Origin of the sequence: Brevundimonas sp. NIBR11 (assembly GCF_027912535.1) — a bacterium.
Classification (GTDB): domain Bacteria; phylum Pseudomonadota; class Alphaproteobacteria; order Caulobacterales; family Caulobacteraceae; genus Brevundimonas.
This window is the reverse complement of the sequence record NZ_CP115465.1, coordinates 976,137-991,764: the sequence shown is the minus strand read 5'-3', so window position 1 is coordinate 991,764 and position 15,628 is coordinate 976,137. Positions and strand designations below refer to the sequence as shown.

At 66.2% G+C, this 15,628-nt stretch carries 17 protein-coding genes; 3 read left to right on the top strand and 14 right to left on the bottom strand.

Features of this window, described 5'->3' with window-relative positions:
* Positions 1-101: 101 nt before the first annotated feature.
* From O5O43_RS04750 to O5O43_RS04740, 3 genes are all read right to left on the bottom strand, one after another.
* Positions 102-758, bottom strand: a complete 657-nt coding sequence (locus O5O43_RS04750) for a BON domain-containing protein (RefSeq protein ID WP_271085767.1) — start codon at positions 756-758, stop codon at positions 102-104.
* A 150-nt stretch (positions 759-908) separates the two neighbouring features.
* Positions 909-1,202 (bottom strand): antibiotic biosynthesis monooxygenase, encoded by a 294-nt coding sequence (locus tag O5O43_RS04745; RefSeq protein ID WP_271085766.1) that lies wholly within the window; start codon positions 1,200-1,202, stop codon positions 909-911.
* A gap of 136 nt (positions 1,203-1,338) precedes the next feature.
* Positions 1,339-2,022, bottom strand: coding sequence for a helix-turn-helix domain-containing protein (locus O5O43_RS04740; RefSeq protein ID WP_271085765.1), 684 nt, complete (start codon positions 2,020-2,022; stop codon positions 1,339-1,341).
* Between the two features lie 230 nt (positions 2,023-2,252).
* Here O5O43_RS04740 and O5O43_RS04735 point away from each other — a divergent pair, with 230 nt between their 5' ends.
* Together O5O43_RS04735 and O5O43_RS04730 are read left to right on the top strand one after the other, a co-directional pair.
* Positions 2,253-2,876, top strand: a complete 624-nt coding sequence (locus O5O43_RS04735) for a TMEM175 family protein (RefSeq protein ID WP_271085764.1) — start codon at positions 2,253-2,255, stop codon at positions 2,874-2,876.
* 139 nt (positions 2,877-3,015) lie between these two features.
* Positions 3,016-3,858 carry an MEDS domain-containing protein gene (locus O5O43_RS04730; protein ID WP_271085763.1) on the top strand — a complete coding sequence of 281 codons (843 nt, stop codon included), beginning with the start codon at positions 3,016-3,018 and terminating at the stop codon, positions 3,856-3,858.
* A 14-nt stretch (positions 3,859-3,872) separates the two neighbouring features.
* On the opposite strand, the gene O5O43_RS04725 is transcribed toward O5O43_RS04730, so the two are convergent.
* The 5 genes from O5O43_RS04725 to O5O43_RS04705 form a co-directional block, all read right to left on the bottom strand.
* Positions 3,873-5,126, bottom strand: coding sequence for a hypothetical protein (locus O5O43_RS04725; RefSeq protein ID WP_271085762.1), 1,254 nt, complete (start codon positions 5,124-5,126; stop codon positions 3,873-3,875).
* Entirely contained in the window at positions 5,117-5,308 is a 192-nt protein-coding gene (locus O5O43_RS04720; protein ID WP_271085761.1) for a hypothetical protein, read from the bottom strand. The genes O5O43_RS04725 and O5O43_RS04720 overlap by 10 nt, the downstream gene beginning before the upstream one ends.
* Positions 5,295-5,702: a response regulator gene (locus O5O43_RS04715; protein WP_271085760.1), complete on the bottom strand. Its 408-nt coding sequence runs from the start codon at positions 5,700-5,702 to the stop codon at positions 5,295-5,297. Before O5O43_RS04715 ends, O5O43_RS04720 begins: the two co-directional genes overlap by 14 nt.
* 138 nt (positions 5,703-5,840) lie before the next feature.
* A complete protein-coding gene (locus tag O5O43_RS04710) occupies positions 5,841-6,371 on the bottom strand; it encodes a response regulator (protein WP_271085759.1) in 531 nt (176 codons plus the stop codon).
* A 26-nt stretch (positions 6,372-6,397) separates the two neighbouring features.
* Positions 6,398-8,464, bottom strand: a complete 2,067-nt coding sequence (locus O5O43_RS04705) for a PAS domain S-box protein (RefSeq protein ID WP_271085758.1) — start codon at positions 8,462-8,464, stop codon at positions 6,398-6,400.
* Between the two features lie 147 nt (positions 8,465-8,611).
* Here O5O43_RS04705 and O5O43_RS04700 point away from each other — a divergent pair, with 147 nt between their 5' ends.
* The gene (locus O5O43_RS04700; RefSeq protein ID WP_271085757.1) at positions 8,612-9,223 is read left to right on the top strand and encodes a response regulator; all 612 of its coding nucleotides are present in this window, start codon (positions 8,612-8,614) and stop codon (positions 9,221-9,223) included.
* A gap of 451 nt (positions 9,224-9,674) precedes the next feature.
* Here the strand turns inward: O5O43_RS04700 and guaA are convergent, their stop codons facing one another.
* Genes guaA through guaB form a run of 6 tightly spaced genes read right to left on the bottom strand, consistent with a single transcriptional unit; the run spans position 9,675 to position 15,547 of the window.
* A complete protein-coding gene (gene guaA, locus O5O43_RS04695; RefSeq protein ID WP_271086385.1) occupies positions 9,675-11,237 on the bottom strand; it encodes a glutamine-hydrolyzing GMP synthase in 1,563 nt (520 codons plus the stop codon).
* Complete coding sequence (locus O5O43_RS04690; RefSeq protein ID WP_271085756.1) at positions 11,234-11,611, bottom strand: lysozyme inhibitor LprI family protein; 378 nt, start codon at positions 11,609-11,611, stop codon at positions 11,234-11,236. The genes guaA and O5O43_RS04690 overlap by 4 nt, the downstream gene beginning before the upstream one ends.
* Complete coding sequence (locus tag O5O43_RS04685; protein WP_271085755.1) at positions 11,608-12,264, bottom strand: 5'-methylthioadenosine/S-adenosylhomocysteine nucleosidase; 657 nt, start codon at positions 12,262-12,264, stop codon at positions 11,608-11,610. Before O5O43_RS04685 ends, O5O43_RS04690 begins: the two co-directional genes overlap by 4 nt.
* Positions 12,261-13,676, bottom strand: a complete 1,416-nt coding sequence (locus tag O5O43_RS04680; protein WP_271085754.1) for an RsmB/NOP family class I SAM-dependent RNA methyltransferase — start codon at positions 13,674-13,676, stop codon at positions 12,261-12,263. The genes O5O43_RS04685 and O5O43_RS04680 overlap by 4 nt, the downstream gene beginning before the upstream one ends.
* Before the next feature lie 8 nt (positions 13,677-13,684).
* A complete protein-coding gene (locus tag O5O43_RS04675; protein WP_271085753.1) occupies positions 13,685-14,086 on the bottom strand; it encodes an MAPEG family protein in 402 nt (133 codons plus the stop codon).
* Positions 14,087-14,089: 3 nt separating this feature from the next.
* Positions 14,090-15,547 carry an IMP dehydrogenase gene (guaB, locus tag O5O43_RS04670; protein WP_271085752.1) on the bottom strand — a complete coding sequence of 486 codons (1,458 nt, stop codon included), beginning with the start codon at positions 15,545-15,547 and terminating at the stop codon, positions 14,090-14,092.
* Positions 15,548-15,628: the final 81 nt, after the last annotated feature.

Sequence of the window (15,628 nt, the reverse complement as noted above, 5' to 3'; positions counted from 1 at the left end):
GGCAATGCGTGGGTTTCGCCAGGCCGGATCGTAAGGCCGGGCATGATGCGTGGCCATTGCAGTGTCCTTTTTCCGATGGGCGGTCGGCGATGGTCGGGCTGCTACGGGACGACGATGGTGATCCGGTTGTCGACACGGGACACGCCGGGCGCACGCCAGGCCGCACGTTCAGCGTCCTGCCGTTCGGCCCAAGAGCGCACGGTTCCGCGCAGGATGACCTCGCCGCCGTTGGTCTCGACCGTGATCCGCTGCGCGTCGATTGCGGCGGAGCGCTTCAAGGCGTCCTCGATTCTGGATTTGACCTCGACGGGCGAGGTGCGAGGCTTGATCTGGACCAGGTTGATCACGCCCTTCAGACCCTCGATCCGGCGCACGGCCGCTTCGGCGCGCTCGCTCTGGAACTTCCATTCGACGTCGCCTTCGAGCGTGATCATGCCGTTGCGCACGGTGACCTTGATATGCTCCGACGAATAGGGAAGCTCGCGCTTGAGCGCCTCTGCGGCGTGGCGCGCAATCTCGGGGTCGGCATGCTCCTTCAGCGAAGGCAGCTTGACCTCGATGTCATTGGCGAGGCCGCGGACGCCCTTGACCTTCTTGGCCTCGCGTTCGGCTTCGTACTTCTGGCCGTAGCTGCGGACGAAGCCGGTCAGGGCGACGACGCCGTCCTTGACGGCCACGCCGATATCGGTCGCGTCGATGTCTGGGTTCCAGCGCAGCGCCGCTTCCACGTCGCGCTTGATGTCAGTGTCGGTAATCATGGCGTTTCCTTTTTCTTGTGGAGCGCCAAAGTTAGAGGTCGGGCCGAGCACCGACCCTGACGACCGTCAGCATCTTGGGCGGATTGCAAGAAAAAGGGCCCTCCGACCGAGATCGGAGAGCCCAGATGGGCGACAGGCTGTCGGGCAGTTTTACTTTGCGGCGAGCAGCGTCAGCTTGTGGATCTGCGGCGGTTCAGAGAACAGGTCGCCCGCCTTTTCCATCAGGGCTGCGGCGACCTTGCCGTCGAGGTGGGCCTGCCGATCGGCTTCGGTCTCGAAGGTGTCGAAGATGGCGTACTGTCCGGGCCCCTCCTCGATCGCGTACCAGGTCACCGTCCCTGGCTCCTGTTCAACGAGAGGAAGCGCCGATCGCAGGAAGTCGGCGACATCGCCTTCCTTGCCGGGCCTGGCCTTCAACGGCACGTAAAGAGCGAGCTTGGTCATCTTGACCTCCTGGTTGAAAACGAACGCCGGTCACGGGACCGGCAGCCTTACAACGCGCCCCTGGCCTTCAGGGTCGCGGTGTCGATCGCGGCTGAAAGCGACATCGCGTCGTGCGCGCACGAGGCGGCGGCTTTTTTCACCGCCGGGTGTTCGCGAGCATCGCTACGTCACGGATCTCGACGTCCCGCGGTGTCTTCAGCGCGATCGATCCGCAGCGGCATAGAAAAGTCATGGTGCGGCTCACCGTCTCGACCGCAATGCCGAGATGGTCGGCGATGTCGTAGCGCGTGATCGGCAACACGATCGTAGCGGCGCCTCCAGGGGCCACCCGGCGCGCCAACTCCGCCAGATAAGCCCCGACCTTTTCCCGAGCCGACATGCGGCCTTGCACGAGGAGGTGATGCTCGAGCCGACGAATGACCTCGCCTGCGCACTCGTGCATCACTGCGGCCACTCCGGGAAAACGGGCCACGAGGCCATCGATCTCCTCTCGCGCGAACGAAACGATCCGGGTGTCGTCCAGGACGGCCTCCAAGAAGAAGTTTGGATCGACGGGCGCGAACCCCACGGAGTCCCCGATGATCATCAGATCGATGATCTGCCGCTGGCCGTTGGGCCGAAGCGCGAACTTGCGGACCGCGCCGGACAGGACGCAGGCCACGGCGCCCCGCGCGACGACGGCGTCGCAAGCCTGGTTCTTCCGCCACCGGGTCTCGCGCCCTGCCCCAATCACGGCGGCGCTGACGTCGGACCCGCCTAGCCATGTCCTGGACCCTCGCTCAGCCCCCGAAAACCCGGCGCGCTCGATCTTCTGCTGCATGACGCCCATCCACTTTGTTCGGTGGCTCAGTTTGGGCGGGGGGCGAGACCGCGGCCATTTGTGGATTTCACTACAGGGCGTGTCCGTAACCGAGCGGGCGGTCGCGGTTACCCGGAGCGCAATTGACGGTCGTCAATGCGTGTCTCCGCGCCGGCAACCACACTCAACGCTGAAGACCGGACGCGCTCGGAACAGAGCCATTCGGCCGGATCGGCGCAGGACCCCAGACCATGAAGACCGACCGACTGATGGCGTTCACCGACGGGGTGCTTGCGATCGCGATCACCATCATGGTCATCGATCTTCACGTGCCCACGGCCAGTCATTGGGAGGCCATTCAGCCCGCCGTCCCGGTGCTGATCGCCTATGCCTTGGCCTTCATCAACATTGGCATCTTCTGGACCAACCACCACCATATGGTCGCGACCGCGCGCAAAGTGAACGGACGCGCGCTCTGGGCCAATCTGTTTCTCCTGTTCTGGCTGACGCTGATGCCGTTCGTGATCCGATGGATCGGCCTCGCCGGCGTGACGCCTCAGCCCGTCGCCGCCTACGGCGTGGTCACCGTGATGGCCGCGTTCGGCTACATGTGGCTGGAGCATGAGCTGATCCTGACCGAAAGTGAGGACTCCTGCGTTCGAGCCGTGGTCGGCTCGCGCGAGAAGGAATGGGTCAGCTTCGCGCTCTACGGCCTCGGCGTCCCGGCGGCCTTCCTGTCGCCCTGGATCGCCATCGCGCTCTACATCGGGGTGTCGTGCATGTGGTTGATCCCGGACCAGCGCTTTGAGCGCTGGCACAGGCTGCAGCAGTCCGATGCGCTGGACCGCCGTCCTCCGGCGACCGATTCCAGTTGATGGAGATCGGAGCGGCCTTTGACCCGACCCGTCACGTACGCTCAGACTTGCAGAGGAAAACGCAAGGCTCAGACGCCGAACTGTGTTAGGACAGTTTGTCGCGCCATGTGCGACCCCCGCCTGAAGGATGGGAACGTCGATGCCGCAGAGCCACGATCGACAACCCATCGGCGCCCAACCGCCCTACGATGCTGTGCTCGGCGCCATTCGCCATGGCGCCCATATCTGCGCGTTTTACGAGACCGATGAGGACCTGCTGGACCTCGTCACCCAGTTCTGCGCGGCTGGCGCGCGGAGGGGCGACCTCTGTCTCTGGGTGATGCCCGACGGCGCGGACACCGATGCTCTGGCGAAGGCCGGGGTCGAACTCCATTGCGCCGACGATGCGTATCTGCAGGGAGGCGCTTTCGAGGGCGGGCCCATGGTGGCCTTCTGGAACGAGAAACTCGCCCAGGCCATCGCCGAAAATCACTGCGGCTTGTCCGCCACGGGCCACACCTGCTGGCTGCAACAGCGGGATTGGCAGGCCTTCATGGATTACGAGAATTATCTCAATGAAGTCATCGCGGACCGACCGATCTCACTGCTTTGCACCTACCCGCTTTGGGCCTGCAAGGCGGGCGATGTCTTCGATGTCGTTCGCGCCCATGAGGTCGCGCTCGCCAAGCAGCAAAATCACTGGTCGGTCATCGAGAGCCATCTGACAGACGGCAATGCAGAGGCGCTGGAGGCGGCCAGCCGTGTCGCATCCCTGTCGCCGCGCGAACACCAGGTGCTCCTGCTCGTCGCCGGTGGGACGACGACGAAAGCTATCGCATTCGACCTTGATCTCAGCATCCGGACGATCGAAGTCCATCGTGAACGCGCAATCCGACGGCTTGGCGTGCGCACCATGGTCGAAGCCGTCCGGCTGCTCACGCTGGCTTCGCCCTCGGCGCCCTTGATGGACGTCCGGCGTCATCCTGCTCCGGGCGCCCGATAGGGCTGCCGCCTCAGTCAGCCTGACGCGTAAAGATCGCGCGCTGCGAACCGCTGCGGGACGGCCGGTTCACCGAAATTTCGCGAGATGAGCTCTCCCGACAGATGGGAATAGCCTGCGGCCCATGCCTGCATGAACTGGCTGTGCGTGCCGACATCGTAATAGGCGGCGGCCATACCGACATCCCGCGCCGTCGCCGCAAAGCGCTTGAGATGATCCAAGGTCGGCGGGTTCTCTCCGGACAAAGAGCGGACGACCCCGCACAGACCCGTGTCGCGCCATCGACCAATATCTCCAAGGTCCTCAGCATGAGCCAGCAGACCCCGGCAGAAAGGCTTCACCTGTGTGATCAATCCGCTCAGGATCACAGCCGGCAGACCAGCCGGAACATCCGTCAGTTCGAGGATCATGAGCCGCTGCCGGCCCGCCTCTTTCAGCGCCGCGAGGCGCGCGATGAAGGCCGTACGGGCGCTCGAATGCGTCAGTCCGTGGAAGGCCACCGGAAGGTGCAGGGCGGGCGGCGGGCCCGAGGCGTTGTCCCAGACTTCCGCCGCGAAGCCGATGCGGCGAAGCGCCAGCTCCTGCTGACACCTCGGCGTCAGGTCCTCAGGTTCGATAGGCAGGACTTCGCCGTCCACAGCCTCTTGGAGAACCACCGATCGGATCCGGAACGCCGCGACCGCGCCCTGCCGGAGATTCCAGACGGGTTCGAGGTAAAACAGGACCCGCAGGTTCGCAGCATTGGGCCGCTCGATCAGCAGCGTCTTGCGGACCGGCGAAGCAACCCCGAAACGCTCCCACGGAGCCGAACCGTCCAGACTGTCGCTCAGGTCGCGAGGCCGGTCGGCCGCCGCGCGCTCGAGCTGATCGGCCGACACCGCCGTCGCCTCGACGCCGTCGCCCTGGAGCCGGTCGACGATGGCGATGCGAACGTCCTCCGCCTTCACGGCGCCCAGGAAGTAGCTGAGCGTCTCGCGCATGAGCTGGGACGCCCGGCTCAGCGCCCCGACCGCCGGGCGGCCCGGCTGGATCAGGATGAAATCGGCGTCGTTGACCCGGACGATGAAGTCGTCGTCGCGCGCGGCCCTTTTGAAGGCTCGAAGAACGAAGTCCTCGACCAAATCCTGATGCCGGGTCCAGCGTGCGCCGACGGCGTCCCGGATCGCAGCGACGGAGATGACGTGAACCTGCCCGCGCTCGGCGGCCTGAGCGGCGCCGGCATTTCGCAGCATCTCCCAGACGGAGGTCGAGAGGCTGGCGGCTAACTGCACGGGTCCAGCGTCCGGCTGACCAGGGCCGCTGTCTCCTCGACCAGCACGATCAGGGTGTCGGCCGCACGAAAGGCCGCCCCGTCCTGGGGCACATGGTCCATCAGGGCCTCGGCCTGGGCGATGACCCGGGCGAGGTGATTGTTCAGTTCATGTCGAAAGGTCGGCAAGTCAGGCTGCGGCATGGGTGGGCGGGAGGTCGATCAGGAGACGAGCGGCGTCGAGCAGTTGCCTGGCGCGAAAAGGTTTTGCGAGCACGGCGTCGGCGCCGAGGCGCTTGGCCAGGCTCAGGAACTCGCCGGCCGGGGTCTGACCACCGCCCGAGACGGCGAGGATAGGCACCTCGGGCCGGGCGGCCTTCATGGCCAGGATGGTTTCGATGCCTTCGCGCTCCGGCATGATGATATCGGTGACGACCAGATCGGGCGAACCGGACATGAAGCGCCTCAACCCTTCGGCGCCGTCGGCCGCCAGAACGACCCGCGCGCCTGCCTGAGCGAAGGCGCGCGCCATGCCCAGAAGCAGCGGTCGGTCATCCTCGATGATCAGGATATGCCGGTCGGCTGACGCTTTATCCACGGTTCGCCGCCCTTTGCAGGAGGGTAGCGTGAGAAACGCCGATGAGGAGGCTTGAACGCATCACTTCGCTCCAGGAACACACGCGTCCTGATATGAGAAATGGTGAAGCTTTGGGCGTCGAGCCGCCAGATGGGAATTCTACGGTAGAGGACCGGGCGGCGCGTCGAGCACTTCCCGCACCTTGGCCGCCAGCTCGTGCCGGCGGTACGGTTTGCCCAGAAGCTGCACCCCGGGCGGCAACCGTCCTTCGGTCAAGAGGGCGTCCCTCGAATAGCCCGAGGTAAACAACACGCGCAGGCCCGGACGCAGGGTGAGGGCCTGGGTCGCCAGGTCCCGACCGTTCATGCCGCCCGGCATGACCACATCGGTGAAGAGAAGATCGACATCCTCCGGCAATCGCGCCAATGCCTCTGCGGCGCCCTCCGCCGTGGTCACGCGATAGCCGAGCGCCCGCAGTTGCGTGGTCAGATTTTCCCGGACGAAGGGGTCGTCCTCCACGACCATGATGTGCTCGCGCCCCCCCTGCCCCACGCCCAGCCGCGCGGGGATTGGAGTCGCTGCGGCGCCCTGAGCAAGACTGGGGAAGAACAGTTCGACCGTCGTGCCTTTACCGGGCGCCGAGCGGATTTTGGCCTCGCCTCCGGTCTGTTTGATGAAGCCGTAGACCATCGACAACCCGAGGCCGCTGCCCTTGCCTACCGGCTTGGTGGTGAAAAGGGCTCGAAGGCGCGGCTTACGACCGCCTTCGGCATCCCCTGGCCCGTATCCGAGACCGCCAGCCGAACGCAGGATCTTCGAAGCCCGAGGTCGCCCGTGGGCGGGGCCTTGCTCTCCGAAACGTTGTCGAGCCGGATGACCAGCTTGCCGCCATCGGGCATGGCGTCGCGCGCATTGATGGCGAGGTTGAGAAGAGCGACCTCGACCTGCCCCGCATCCGCCTCGACCATCCAGAGATTGGCCGGGGCGACGATCTTGATCTCGATATCCTCGGCCAGCGTCCGACGCAGCAGCGGCCGCAGGTTCCGGACCAGCGCGCCCAGATCGAGAACGGTCGGGCTCAACGCCTGACGACGCGCCACGGCCAGCAGACGGCTGGTGAGCTCGGCGCCCCGCTCGGCCGCCTGAATGGTCATGCTGGCCAGATCCCTGAGCGGAGGCTGGGCGGCGAGCGCCTCCTCCAGCCCCTCGGCATTGTTCAGGATCACGGTCAGGAGGTTGTTGAAGTCGTGCGCCACACCACCGGTGAGCTGGCCGACGGCCTCCAGTTTCTGCGATTGGCGGACGCTGTCCTCCAGTTCGCGGCGCTCGGTGACATCGAGCATCGATCCGACAGCGCGCGTGGGACGCCCCTCGTCGTCGCGGATGATGAAGCCCCTGTCCGCCACGGCGGCGTAACGACCATCAGCCTTCTCGAAGCGATACTCGGCGCGCCATATGGTGTCCGCTCCCGCCAGCGCGTCGGAAAAGCTGGAATGAACCCGGTCGCGGTCGTCAGGATGAACATGGCGCAGCCAGAAGTCGAGGGGCGTCTGGCTGTCCGTTGGCGTGTAGCCGAACAGGGTCTGCAGGTTGCTGTTCCACCAAAGGGCGTCACGCGAGATGTCCCAGTCCCAAACCACGTCGTTGGTGGCCCGCGCCATAAGTTGGAAGCGCTCCTCCCCCAGCCGCATCGCCTCCTGCGCCGCCCGCCGCTCCGTGATGTCCCGTTGGACGGAGACGAAATGAGTGTGGGTTTCGCCGTCCAGCGCGATGGGAACAATGTCCATCTCGACAAGGAAGCGCCCGCCGGTTCGCGTGTAGTTGACGAGTTCAGCGCTGACAGCCTCTCCCCGCGTCAGGGCGTCCCGGATTCGATCGAGTTCATCTCGCGAGGTGTCCGGCCCCTGCAGAAAGCGTGGGGTGCGTCCGATGATCTCTTCCCTGCTGTAACCCGTCATACGGGGGAAGGCGTCGTTGACGTAGACGACCCGCGGGCCCCCAGACGCCTCGTCGATCGGATGCGCCTCGGTGATCAGCACGACATCCCTGAGATGGGACACCGCCTGCTCCAACAGCCTCAGCTGTGTCTCAGCCGCCCGCTCCGAAGTCACGTCCCTGAAGTAAACACTGACGCCGCCGGCCTCCGCAGGATGCACGAAGGAGCGAAACCACCGGCCGGGCGGATCGAGATATTCGGTGAAATGCTGCGTCTGTCCGTGTTCGACGGCTGTCTCCACCGCCACCTTGAACGCCTTGTCACGCGCCTCGGGAAATGCCTCCCAGACATTCCGACCGAGAAGTTCCGTGCGTGACCGATCCAGATAGGTTTCAGCCTGCCCGTTCAGGAAGGTGAAGCGACCCTCGGCGTCCAGGGTGAAGAAGCCGTCGCTGATGCTGTCCAGCATCGCGGTCCGTTCGCGCTCCAGTTCCACCAGCCGGGTGACGTCGCGCGCCGAGACAAACCGGGCCGCGCGCGCCTGAAAGCGGACCTCATGCGAGGCAACGTCCACGAAGAGGGTCCGCCCCGCCCGCGTCAGATGCCGCCAGACGCCCGAGGTGTCGATCGCCTCCTTGGTCCCGCCGATCTGGGCCTTGAGCGTCTCGACCTCTTCCGCGGGACGGATATCCGCCAGCGACATCTTGAGAAACTCGGCGCGCGACCAGCCGTATTTCCTCTCCGCCGCAGCGTTCACGTCCAGAAACGCCAACGTCTCGACGTCGTAGATCCACATCGGATCGGGGTGAGCGTGAAAGAAGGCCTGGCGGAGGTCGAGCTGGTCCAAGATTGGTCGTGCGCCTCCTGATCGGATGCCGAGGGTGGTGGGTTCCGCATGGGACGCAAGCCGGGGAAACTACGTACCTCTGCAGGTCTAGCCCGCTGGACGAGCTTAACGGCTCGCTCATGGTGAAGGTCTATCGGATTGGGAACCATGTACGTTTACCTAGTCGATGATGACCCGCTGGTTCTCGCCTCGCTGCAGGCGACGCTCGGAGGGCGCTTCGAGACCCGGACCTTTCAAACGGCCGAGGCTCTCCTCGCTGTGGCCGACGACCTCGCGCCCGGGGTCGCCCTGATCGATATGGCGCTCCCCGGCATGGACGGCTCGGCCCTACACGCCAAACTGTGCACGCGTGCGATCCCGGTCGAAGTGGTTTTTCTCACGGGGCAAGCCAGCATACCCCTGGCGGTAGAGGCCATGCGGCGGGGCGCGGTCGATTTCCTGTCCAAGCCGATCCGCCGCGCCGATCTGGTCGCCTCGCTCGATCGGGCGGTCGAGCGACTGACCGCCCTTCTCGAAAAGCGGCGGCGGACCGAAGCCATCTCCCGACTGAGCGATCGAGAAAGACAGGTCCTTCAGAACCTCGCGACCGGCGCGCCCAGCAAAGTCATCGCTCACAGGCTCGGCATCAGCGCACGCACCGTGGAGATGCACAGGGCCCACATCTGCGACAAGCTCGGCATGCCGACGACGGCGGCCATCGCCCTCGGTTGCGAGGCGGGCTTGGTCGGGTTCTCCGACACGGCGGGTCAGGTCCCTTAGCCGACCGGGCGACACAAGCGCGAAATCTGACTTTGGATGGAGCCAAGGTCCGCTATCGGTCATTAGGAGGGCTCGGTCGACCTCAACAGCGGGTCAGGACACTGCCTATGTTGGGTTACAGACTACTGGTCTTCCACAAAGGGAGCGCCGGTCCGACGGAAGCGATCGAAGAGCGACGCGCCGCAGAGGTCCTCGACCTGATCCAATCCCTGCTCGCGAAGCATCCAGACTGCCATCGGATCCGCGTCGAGAGCGCTTCAGGATCTCTGTTCGCCGTCGATTGCAACGGCGACACCGTGACCGATTGATCGAGACGCCCGCAAGCCAGCCTCTTCGCTAAGCGCTACGACGGTAGGGCTGCGCATCGCCACGACCCAAGCCAGCCGCTGAAGTCCTTCCGTCATCGATCAAATCCTCTCGCCAGAGGCCGCACCCGCACGCCCGCCGCCCTTCACTCCCACTCGATCGTGCCGGGGGGCTTTGAGGTCACGTCATAGACGACGCGGTTCACGCCCCGAACTCCGTTGACGATTCGCGTGGCGCATTTGCCCAGGACGTCCCACGGGAACTCGAAGAAGTCCGCCGTCATGCCGTCGGTAGAGGATACGGCGCGCAGGGCCAGCACCTTCTCGTAGGTTCGGGCGTCGCCCATGACGCCGACGGTCTTGACCGGCAGCAGGACGGCGAAGGCCTGCCAGATCCTGTCGTAGAGACCGGCCTTGCGGATCTCTTCCAGATAGATGGCGTCGGCCTGTTGCAGGGTCTCCACTGCGTCGGGCGTGATCTCGCCGGGAATGCGGATGGCCAGGCCCGGTCCGGGGAAGGGGTGGCGACCCACGAAGACGTCGGTCAGGCCGAGTTCGCGGCCCAGCGCCCGGACCTCGTCCTTGAACAGCTCGCGCAGGGGCTCGACAAGCTTGAGCTTCATATAGTCGGGCAGACCGCCGACGTTGTGGTGGCTCTTGATGACGTGGGCCTTGCCGGACGAGGACGACACGCTCTCGATCACGTCGGGGTAGAGGGTGCCCTGGGCGAGGAACTCGGCGCCTTCGATCTTGGAAGCCTCGCGGTCGAAGATCTCGATGAAGACGCGGCCGATGGTCTTGCGCTTGGTCTCCGGATCCGACTGACCGGCCAGTTCGCCGAGGAATTCCTTCGACGCATCAACGTGGATCAGGGGGATGTTGTAGTGCTCGCGGAACAGGGTCGTGACCTGTTTCGCCTCGTCCTTGCGCAGCAGCCCGGTGTCGACGAAGACGCAGGTCAGCTGGTCGCCGATGGCCTCGTGGATCAGCACCGCCGCGACGGACGAGTCGACGCCGCCCGACAGGCCGCAGATGACCTTGGCCGAGCCGACCTGCTCGCGGATCTGGGCGATCTTCTCGTCGCGATAGGCGGCCATGGTCCAGTCGCCCTTCAGCCCGGCGATGCCGTGGGTGAAGTTCTTCAGCATCTGGTGGCCACGCGGGGTGTGCATCACCTCGGGGTGAAACTGGACGCCGTAGAAGCGGCGGGTCTCGTCGGCGATGACGGCATAGGGCGAACCCGACGAGGTGGCGACGACGTCGAAGCCGTCGGGGATGGCGACGATCTTGTCGCCGTGGCTCATCCACACCTCTTCATCCTCACCGACCGGCGCGAGACCGGCCAGCAGGGGCGACTCCTTGCGGACCGTGATGGCCGCGCGGCCGAATTCGCGGGTGTGGCCGCCCTCGACCTTGCCGCCCAGCTGTTCGCACAGGGTCATCTCGCCGTAGCAGATGCCCAGGACCGGCACGCCCGCCTCGAACACGGAATGGGGGGCGCGGGGACTGCCCTCTTCGTGGACGCTTTCCGGGCCGCCCGAAAGGATGATGGCCGCGGGCTTCATCGCCGCCATCGCAGCCTCGGCCTTGGCGTAGGGATGAATCTCGCAATAGACACTGGCCTCGCGCAGGCGGCGCGCGATCAGCTGGGTCACCTGGCTGCCGAAATCGACGATGAGAACCTTCTGGTGGTCGGTCGCGGTCATTATCGATTCTCCTGATTCTCGAGCCATATCCGCCGCTCGACGGTCTCGGTCAGATAGCAGTCGGCGAAGGCCAGCGACGCCCGGATGCCGCCGCCCGCCGTCCGCCGGGCGGTCGCGCAATAGTCGTCGCGCACCCGGATCCACGCCCGCTGGGTATCGCGCATATTGGTCCAGTTGGCGGCGGTCGTCCGCGCCCGCATCCGCTGATAAGTGGCGTTCAGCTGGTCATCCTGACGCCAGGTCTCGTCCATCAGACAGGCCAGTCGGCGTTCCTGATTGCTGGCGCTCGCCATGCACTGGACATGGAAGTGCGACATCCGGGCCTGGATCTCGGGATCGGTCTGGATCATCGTCAGGGCGGCGATGAGGGCGATCATGCGCCCTCCCCCGCTTCGGCGGTCAGGCGTTCAAACTCGGCTTTCAGAAGGTCCAGGGCCTCGGCGAGGCCTTCGTCGATCACCGACAGGGTGTTGGTCCAGTCTTCCAGCACGGTCAGGTCGGCCTTGCCGTCACTGATTCCGCGCAGACCCATGACCGGGACGCCGAATTTCGCGGCGGCGCGGACGACGGCATAGGTTTCCATGTCCACCATCTCGGCGTCGATATCGTCATAGGCCTCGCCCGACACGACGCTGGCCCCGGTGGCGAGGCGCGCATAGGGCTGGCCCGCCGGACCGCTGGCGAGGGTGAGGACCGGCTCTTCGTCGAGGAAGGGGGTCACGCCCTTGGCGAAGCCGATCGCGGAGGCGTCCATGTCGCGATAGCTGACCTCGTCGACCCAATAGACGCGGCCGTGATCCAGGGTCTGCGACCCCGCAGAGCCCAGGGAAATGATCAGGTCCGGCAGGGCGCCGTCCCGTTCCAGCAGGGCCAGGGCCTCGGTCGTGCCGACAGCGGCCTCGACCGGGCCGACGCCGGTGATCAGGGGCTTGATGCGCGCCTTCAGGGCCGGGCCGTATTCGAGCTCGGCGGCCATGACGCACAGGGCCGTCAGCGGCCCGAATTGAGTGAGTTCAAAGGTCCGGCTCACGCCACGCGCTCATAGACGGCGGCGAAGAAGCCGTCGGTGCCGGTGGCGGCCGGCGACATGCGCAGGCGGTGACCTTCGGCGATCTCGGCCAACTTCGCGCGGCCTGCATCGGTGACAGCTGGGTTATTCAACGCATCGGAGATGGCGACCGGGACGAAGTCGTCGTGATCCTCCTCGAAGGCGTCTACGCTGGCCTCGTTCTCCTGACGCAGCATGGAACAGGTCACATAGACCAGACGGCCACCCGGCTTCACCAGCTTGGCGGCCCGGGCGAGGATCGCCTTCTGCAGCGAGTGCATCCGGTCGACGTCCTCGACGCTCAGGCGCCAGGCGTCCTCGGGCTTGCGCCGCCAGGTGCCGGATCCGGTGCAGGGCGCATCGACGAACACGACGTCCGCCTGACCGATGATGTCCTCGACGCCGCCGCCGTTGGGGCCAAGGTGGATCAGCTCCGCCTCCACGCCCGCGCGGGCCAGCCGGGGCCGGATGTTGTCGAGCCGCTTCTGGACCACGTCGCAGGCGATCAGACGGCCCTCAGCCTTGGCGATCGTGGCTGGCTTGGCCTTCGTTTTCGGCGCATCGACCCAACCGGTCGGGCTCCAGACCTTGTCATCCTCGGGAGGCGCGGCTTCAGTACGCGAGGCGCCGACGGCCAGACCCTGCATCGCCAGGCCCAGGGTCTTGCCCCCGCCCCCGGCGCAATAGTCGACGACGGTCATGCCGGGCTGGACGCCGGCCAGCCAGCAGGTGATCTGGCTGCCTTCGTCCTGGATTTCCATGCGGCCCTGTTTGAAGGCCTCCAGCGCCTGGACGTTCGGCGGCGGCTCGGCGGCGAGACGCAGGCCGGCGGCCGACCACGGCGTGCGATCGGGCGACAGGCCCTCGGCGCGAAGTTCGGCCTCGACCTCCTTCACCGACGCCTTCGCCAGATTGACGCGCAGATCGATCGGCGCCCGCGGCTGCATCAATGCAGCCGCCTCCTCGGCCCAGCGGTCGCCGAAGGTGTTCTTGAAGTCCTCGACCACGAACTCGGGCAGGCCGGCGAGCGCCCATGCCGGGGCGCCGTCGTCAGTCAGGCTGATGCGGGCGCGTTCCTGCTTCGACAGGGGCTTGGGGCCGTAGCCGTCGCCCGAGTGCAGAGCCTCGATCTCTTCCAGCGACAGGCCGTCGATAAGGCTCAACGAGCCGATGACCAGCGCTCGCCCGTCCTCGCGCCCGCCCATGGCCCAGACCAGACGGCCGCGCGCGCGCAGGATCTTGTAGACCTGATCGGCGATGGCGCGGCGGTCCTTGGACCCGGCGTACCGGTTGGCGGCTCCCCAGGCCTTGAGGACGGCCTCGGCCGGCTGGCGTCCCTGGGCGATGCTGTCGAGGACGGAGGCGGCGGCGGCGAGACGAGCGGCTGGGGTCACTTAGGCTTTCAGACGAACAGGGCGGCGACGATCATCAGAAGACCGGCGAGCGATATGAGGAAGGCCAGGCTGCGCACGCCGGTCACGCCGAACGCATAGAGCGGCACATAGGCGACGCGAGCCCAGAAATAGAGGGTGGCGCCCCAGTACGTCAGAAATCCGTCCTCGCCCGCGATGTGGGCGATCAGCACCGCCGCGAAGAACAGGGGCAGGGTCTCGTAGAGATTGGCCTGGGCCCGCTCGAGACGACCGGTGACGACGTTCGACGGCGGCACGGCCGCGTCGCGCGGCCCGGCGTTCCATTTGGCGCCGTGCTGCAGGGTCCGGCCGGTGGCGGGCAGGAAGATCTGCACCACCGCCAGCAGGATCGTCAGGGCCGCATAGGTCAGTTCCGGCGTCATGTTGAACATCGTCTACCCCTGCCGATAGTTGGGCGCCTCGCGCGTGATCATCACGTCGTGGACATGGCTTTCGCGCAGGCCCGCGCCGGTGATGCGCACGAACCGCGCCCGGTCCTGAAGGTCCGCGATGGTGGCGGCGCCGACATAGCCCATGGCGGCGCGAAGGCCCCCGACCATCTGGTGCAGCACAGGCGCAATCGGGCCCTTGTACGGTGTCTGCCCCTCGATGCCCTCGGGCACCAGCTTCTGGGTGTCCGAGACTTCCTTCTGGAAATAGCGGTCGGCGCTGCCCGCCCCCATCGCCCCGACCGAGCCCATGCCCCGGTACGACTTGTAGCTGCGGCCCTGGTACAGGAAGACCTCGCCGGGGCTTTCGTCCGTGCCCGCGAACATCGAGCCCATCATGGCGACCGAGGCGCCGGCCGCGATGGCCTTGGCCAGGTCGCCCGAGTATTTGATGCCGCCGTCGGCGATGACCGGAGCGCCGGAGCCCTTGGCGGCGCGCGCGGCTTCCATGACCGCCGTCAGCTGAGGCACGCCGACGCCGGCGACGATGCGGGTGGTGCAGATGGAGCCGGGGCCGATGCCGACCTTCACCGCATCGGCGCCGGCGTCGATCAGCGCCCTGGCCGCGTCATAGGTGGCGATGTTGCCGGCGACGATCTGCAGCCGGTTGTTCTCGCGCTTGATGCGCTCGACCACACGGGCGACCTGGGCCGAGTGGCCATGGGCGGTGTCGATGACGACCACGTCGCAGCCGGCGTCGGCCAGGGCCATGGCGCGCTCGAAGCCCGCGTCGCCAACGGTCGAGGCCGCGCCGACCAGCAGGCGACCCTGCTCGTCCTTGGCCGCGTTCGGGTGGGCCTGGGCCTTTTCGATGTCCTTCATCGTGATCAGGCCGGTGGCGCGATAGTCCTCGTCGACCACGATGACGCGTTCGATCTTGCGGGTGCGCAGAAGCTCGCGCGCCTCGTCCTTGCCGGCGCCCTCGCGCACGGTGACCAGATCGCCCGTGGTCATCAGCTGTGCCGCGGTGTGGTTCGGATCGGTGTCGAACCGCATGTCGCGGTTGGTCAGTATGCCGACCAGCTTGCCGTTTGCATCGACCACCGGGAAGCCGGAGATCTTGCGGGCCGCCACGATCTCGCGAACCTCGCCCAGCGTCGTCTCGGGGCGGATCGTCACCGGGTTGATGACCATGCCGCTCTCGAACCGCTTCACCTCGCGGACCTGATCGGCCTGCTGCTGCACCGTCATGTTGCGGTGAAGCACGCCCAGACCGCCGGCCTGGGCCATGGCGATGGCCAGCCGGCTTTCGGTGACCGTGTCCATGGCGGACGAGGTCAGCGGAATGTTCAGTCGGATGTCGCGGGTGAGCCGGGTCGAGACGTCCGCGTCGGCGGGCATGATCTCTGACGGACCGGGTTCAAGCAAAACATCGTCGAAGGTGAGCCCTTCGCGAATCTCCATGGGAGTCTCCGTTTTGCGGGCCGCCTATCCTCTTTCGCGGATGTGAAGTCAACCGGTCCGAGGCGGACGGCCGGTCACGTA

Excerpts from the sequence above, each read along its gene's own strand:
- O5O43_RS04750 (WP_271085767.1), bottom strand. The coding sequence starts at position 758 with ATGATTACCGACACTGACATCAAGCGCGACGTGGAAGCGGCGCTGCGC.
- O5O43_RS04745 (WP_271085766.1), bottom strand. The coding sequence starts at position 1,202 with ATGACCAAGCTCGCTCTTTACGTGCCGTTGAAGGCCAGGCCCGGCAAG.
- O5O43_RS04740 (WP_271085765.1), bottom strand. The coding sequence starts at position 2,022 with ATGCAGCAGAAGATCGAGCGCGCCGGGTTTTCGGGGGCTGAGCGAGGG.
- O5O43_RS04735 (WP_271085764.1), top strand. The coding sequence starts at position 2,253 with ATGAAGACCGACCGACTGATGGCGTTCACCGACGGGGTGCTTGCGATC.
- O5O43_RS04730 (WP_271085763.1), top strand. The coding sequence starts at position 3,016 with ATGCCGCAGAGCCACGATCGACAACCCATCGGCGCCCAACCGCCCTAC.
- O5O43_RS04720 (WP_271085761.1), bottom strand. The coding sequence starts at position 5,308 with ATGCCGCAGCCTGACTTGCCGACCTTTCGACATGAACTGAACAATCAC.
- O5O43_RS04710 (WP_271085759.1), bottom strand. The coding sequence starts at position 6,371 with ATGGTCTACGGCTTCATCAAACAGACCGGAGGCGAGGCCAAAATCCGC.
- O5O43_RS04700 (WP_271085757.1), top strand. The coding sequence starts at position 8,612 with ATGTACGTTTACCTAGTCGATGATGACCCGCTGGTTCTCGCCTCGCTG.
- O5O43_RS04690 (WP_271085756.1), bottom strand. The coding sequence starts at position 11,611 with ATGATCGCCCTCATCGCCGCCCTGACGATGATCCAGACCGATCCCGAG.
- O5O43_RS04675 (WP_271085753.1), bottom strand. The coding sequence starts at position 14,086 with ATGTTCAACATGACGCCGGAACTGACCTATGCGGCCCTGACGATCCTG.
- guaB (WP_271085752.1), bottom strand. The coding sequence starts at position 15,547 with ATGGAGATTCGCGAAGGGCTCACCTTCGACGATGTTTTGCTTGAACCC.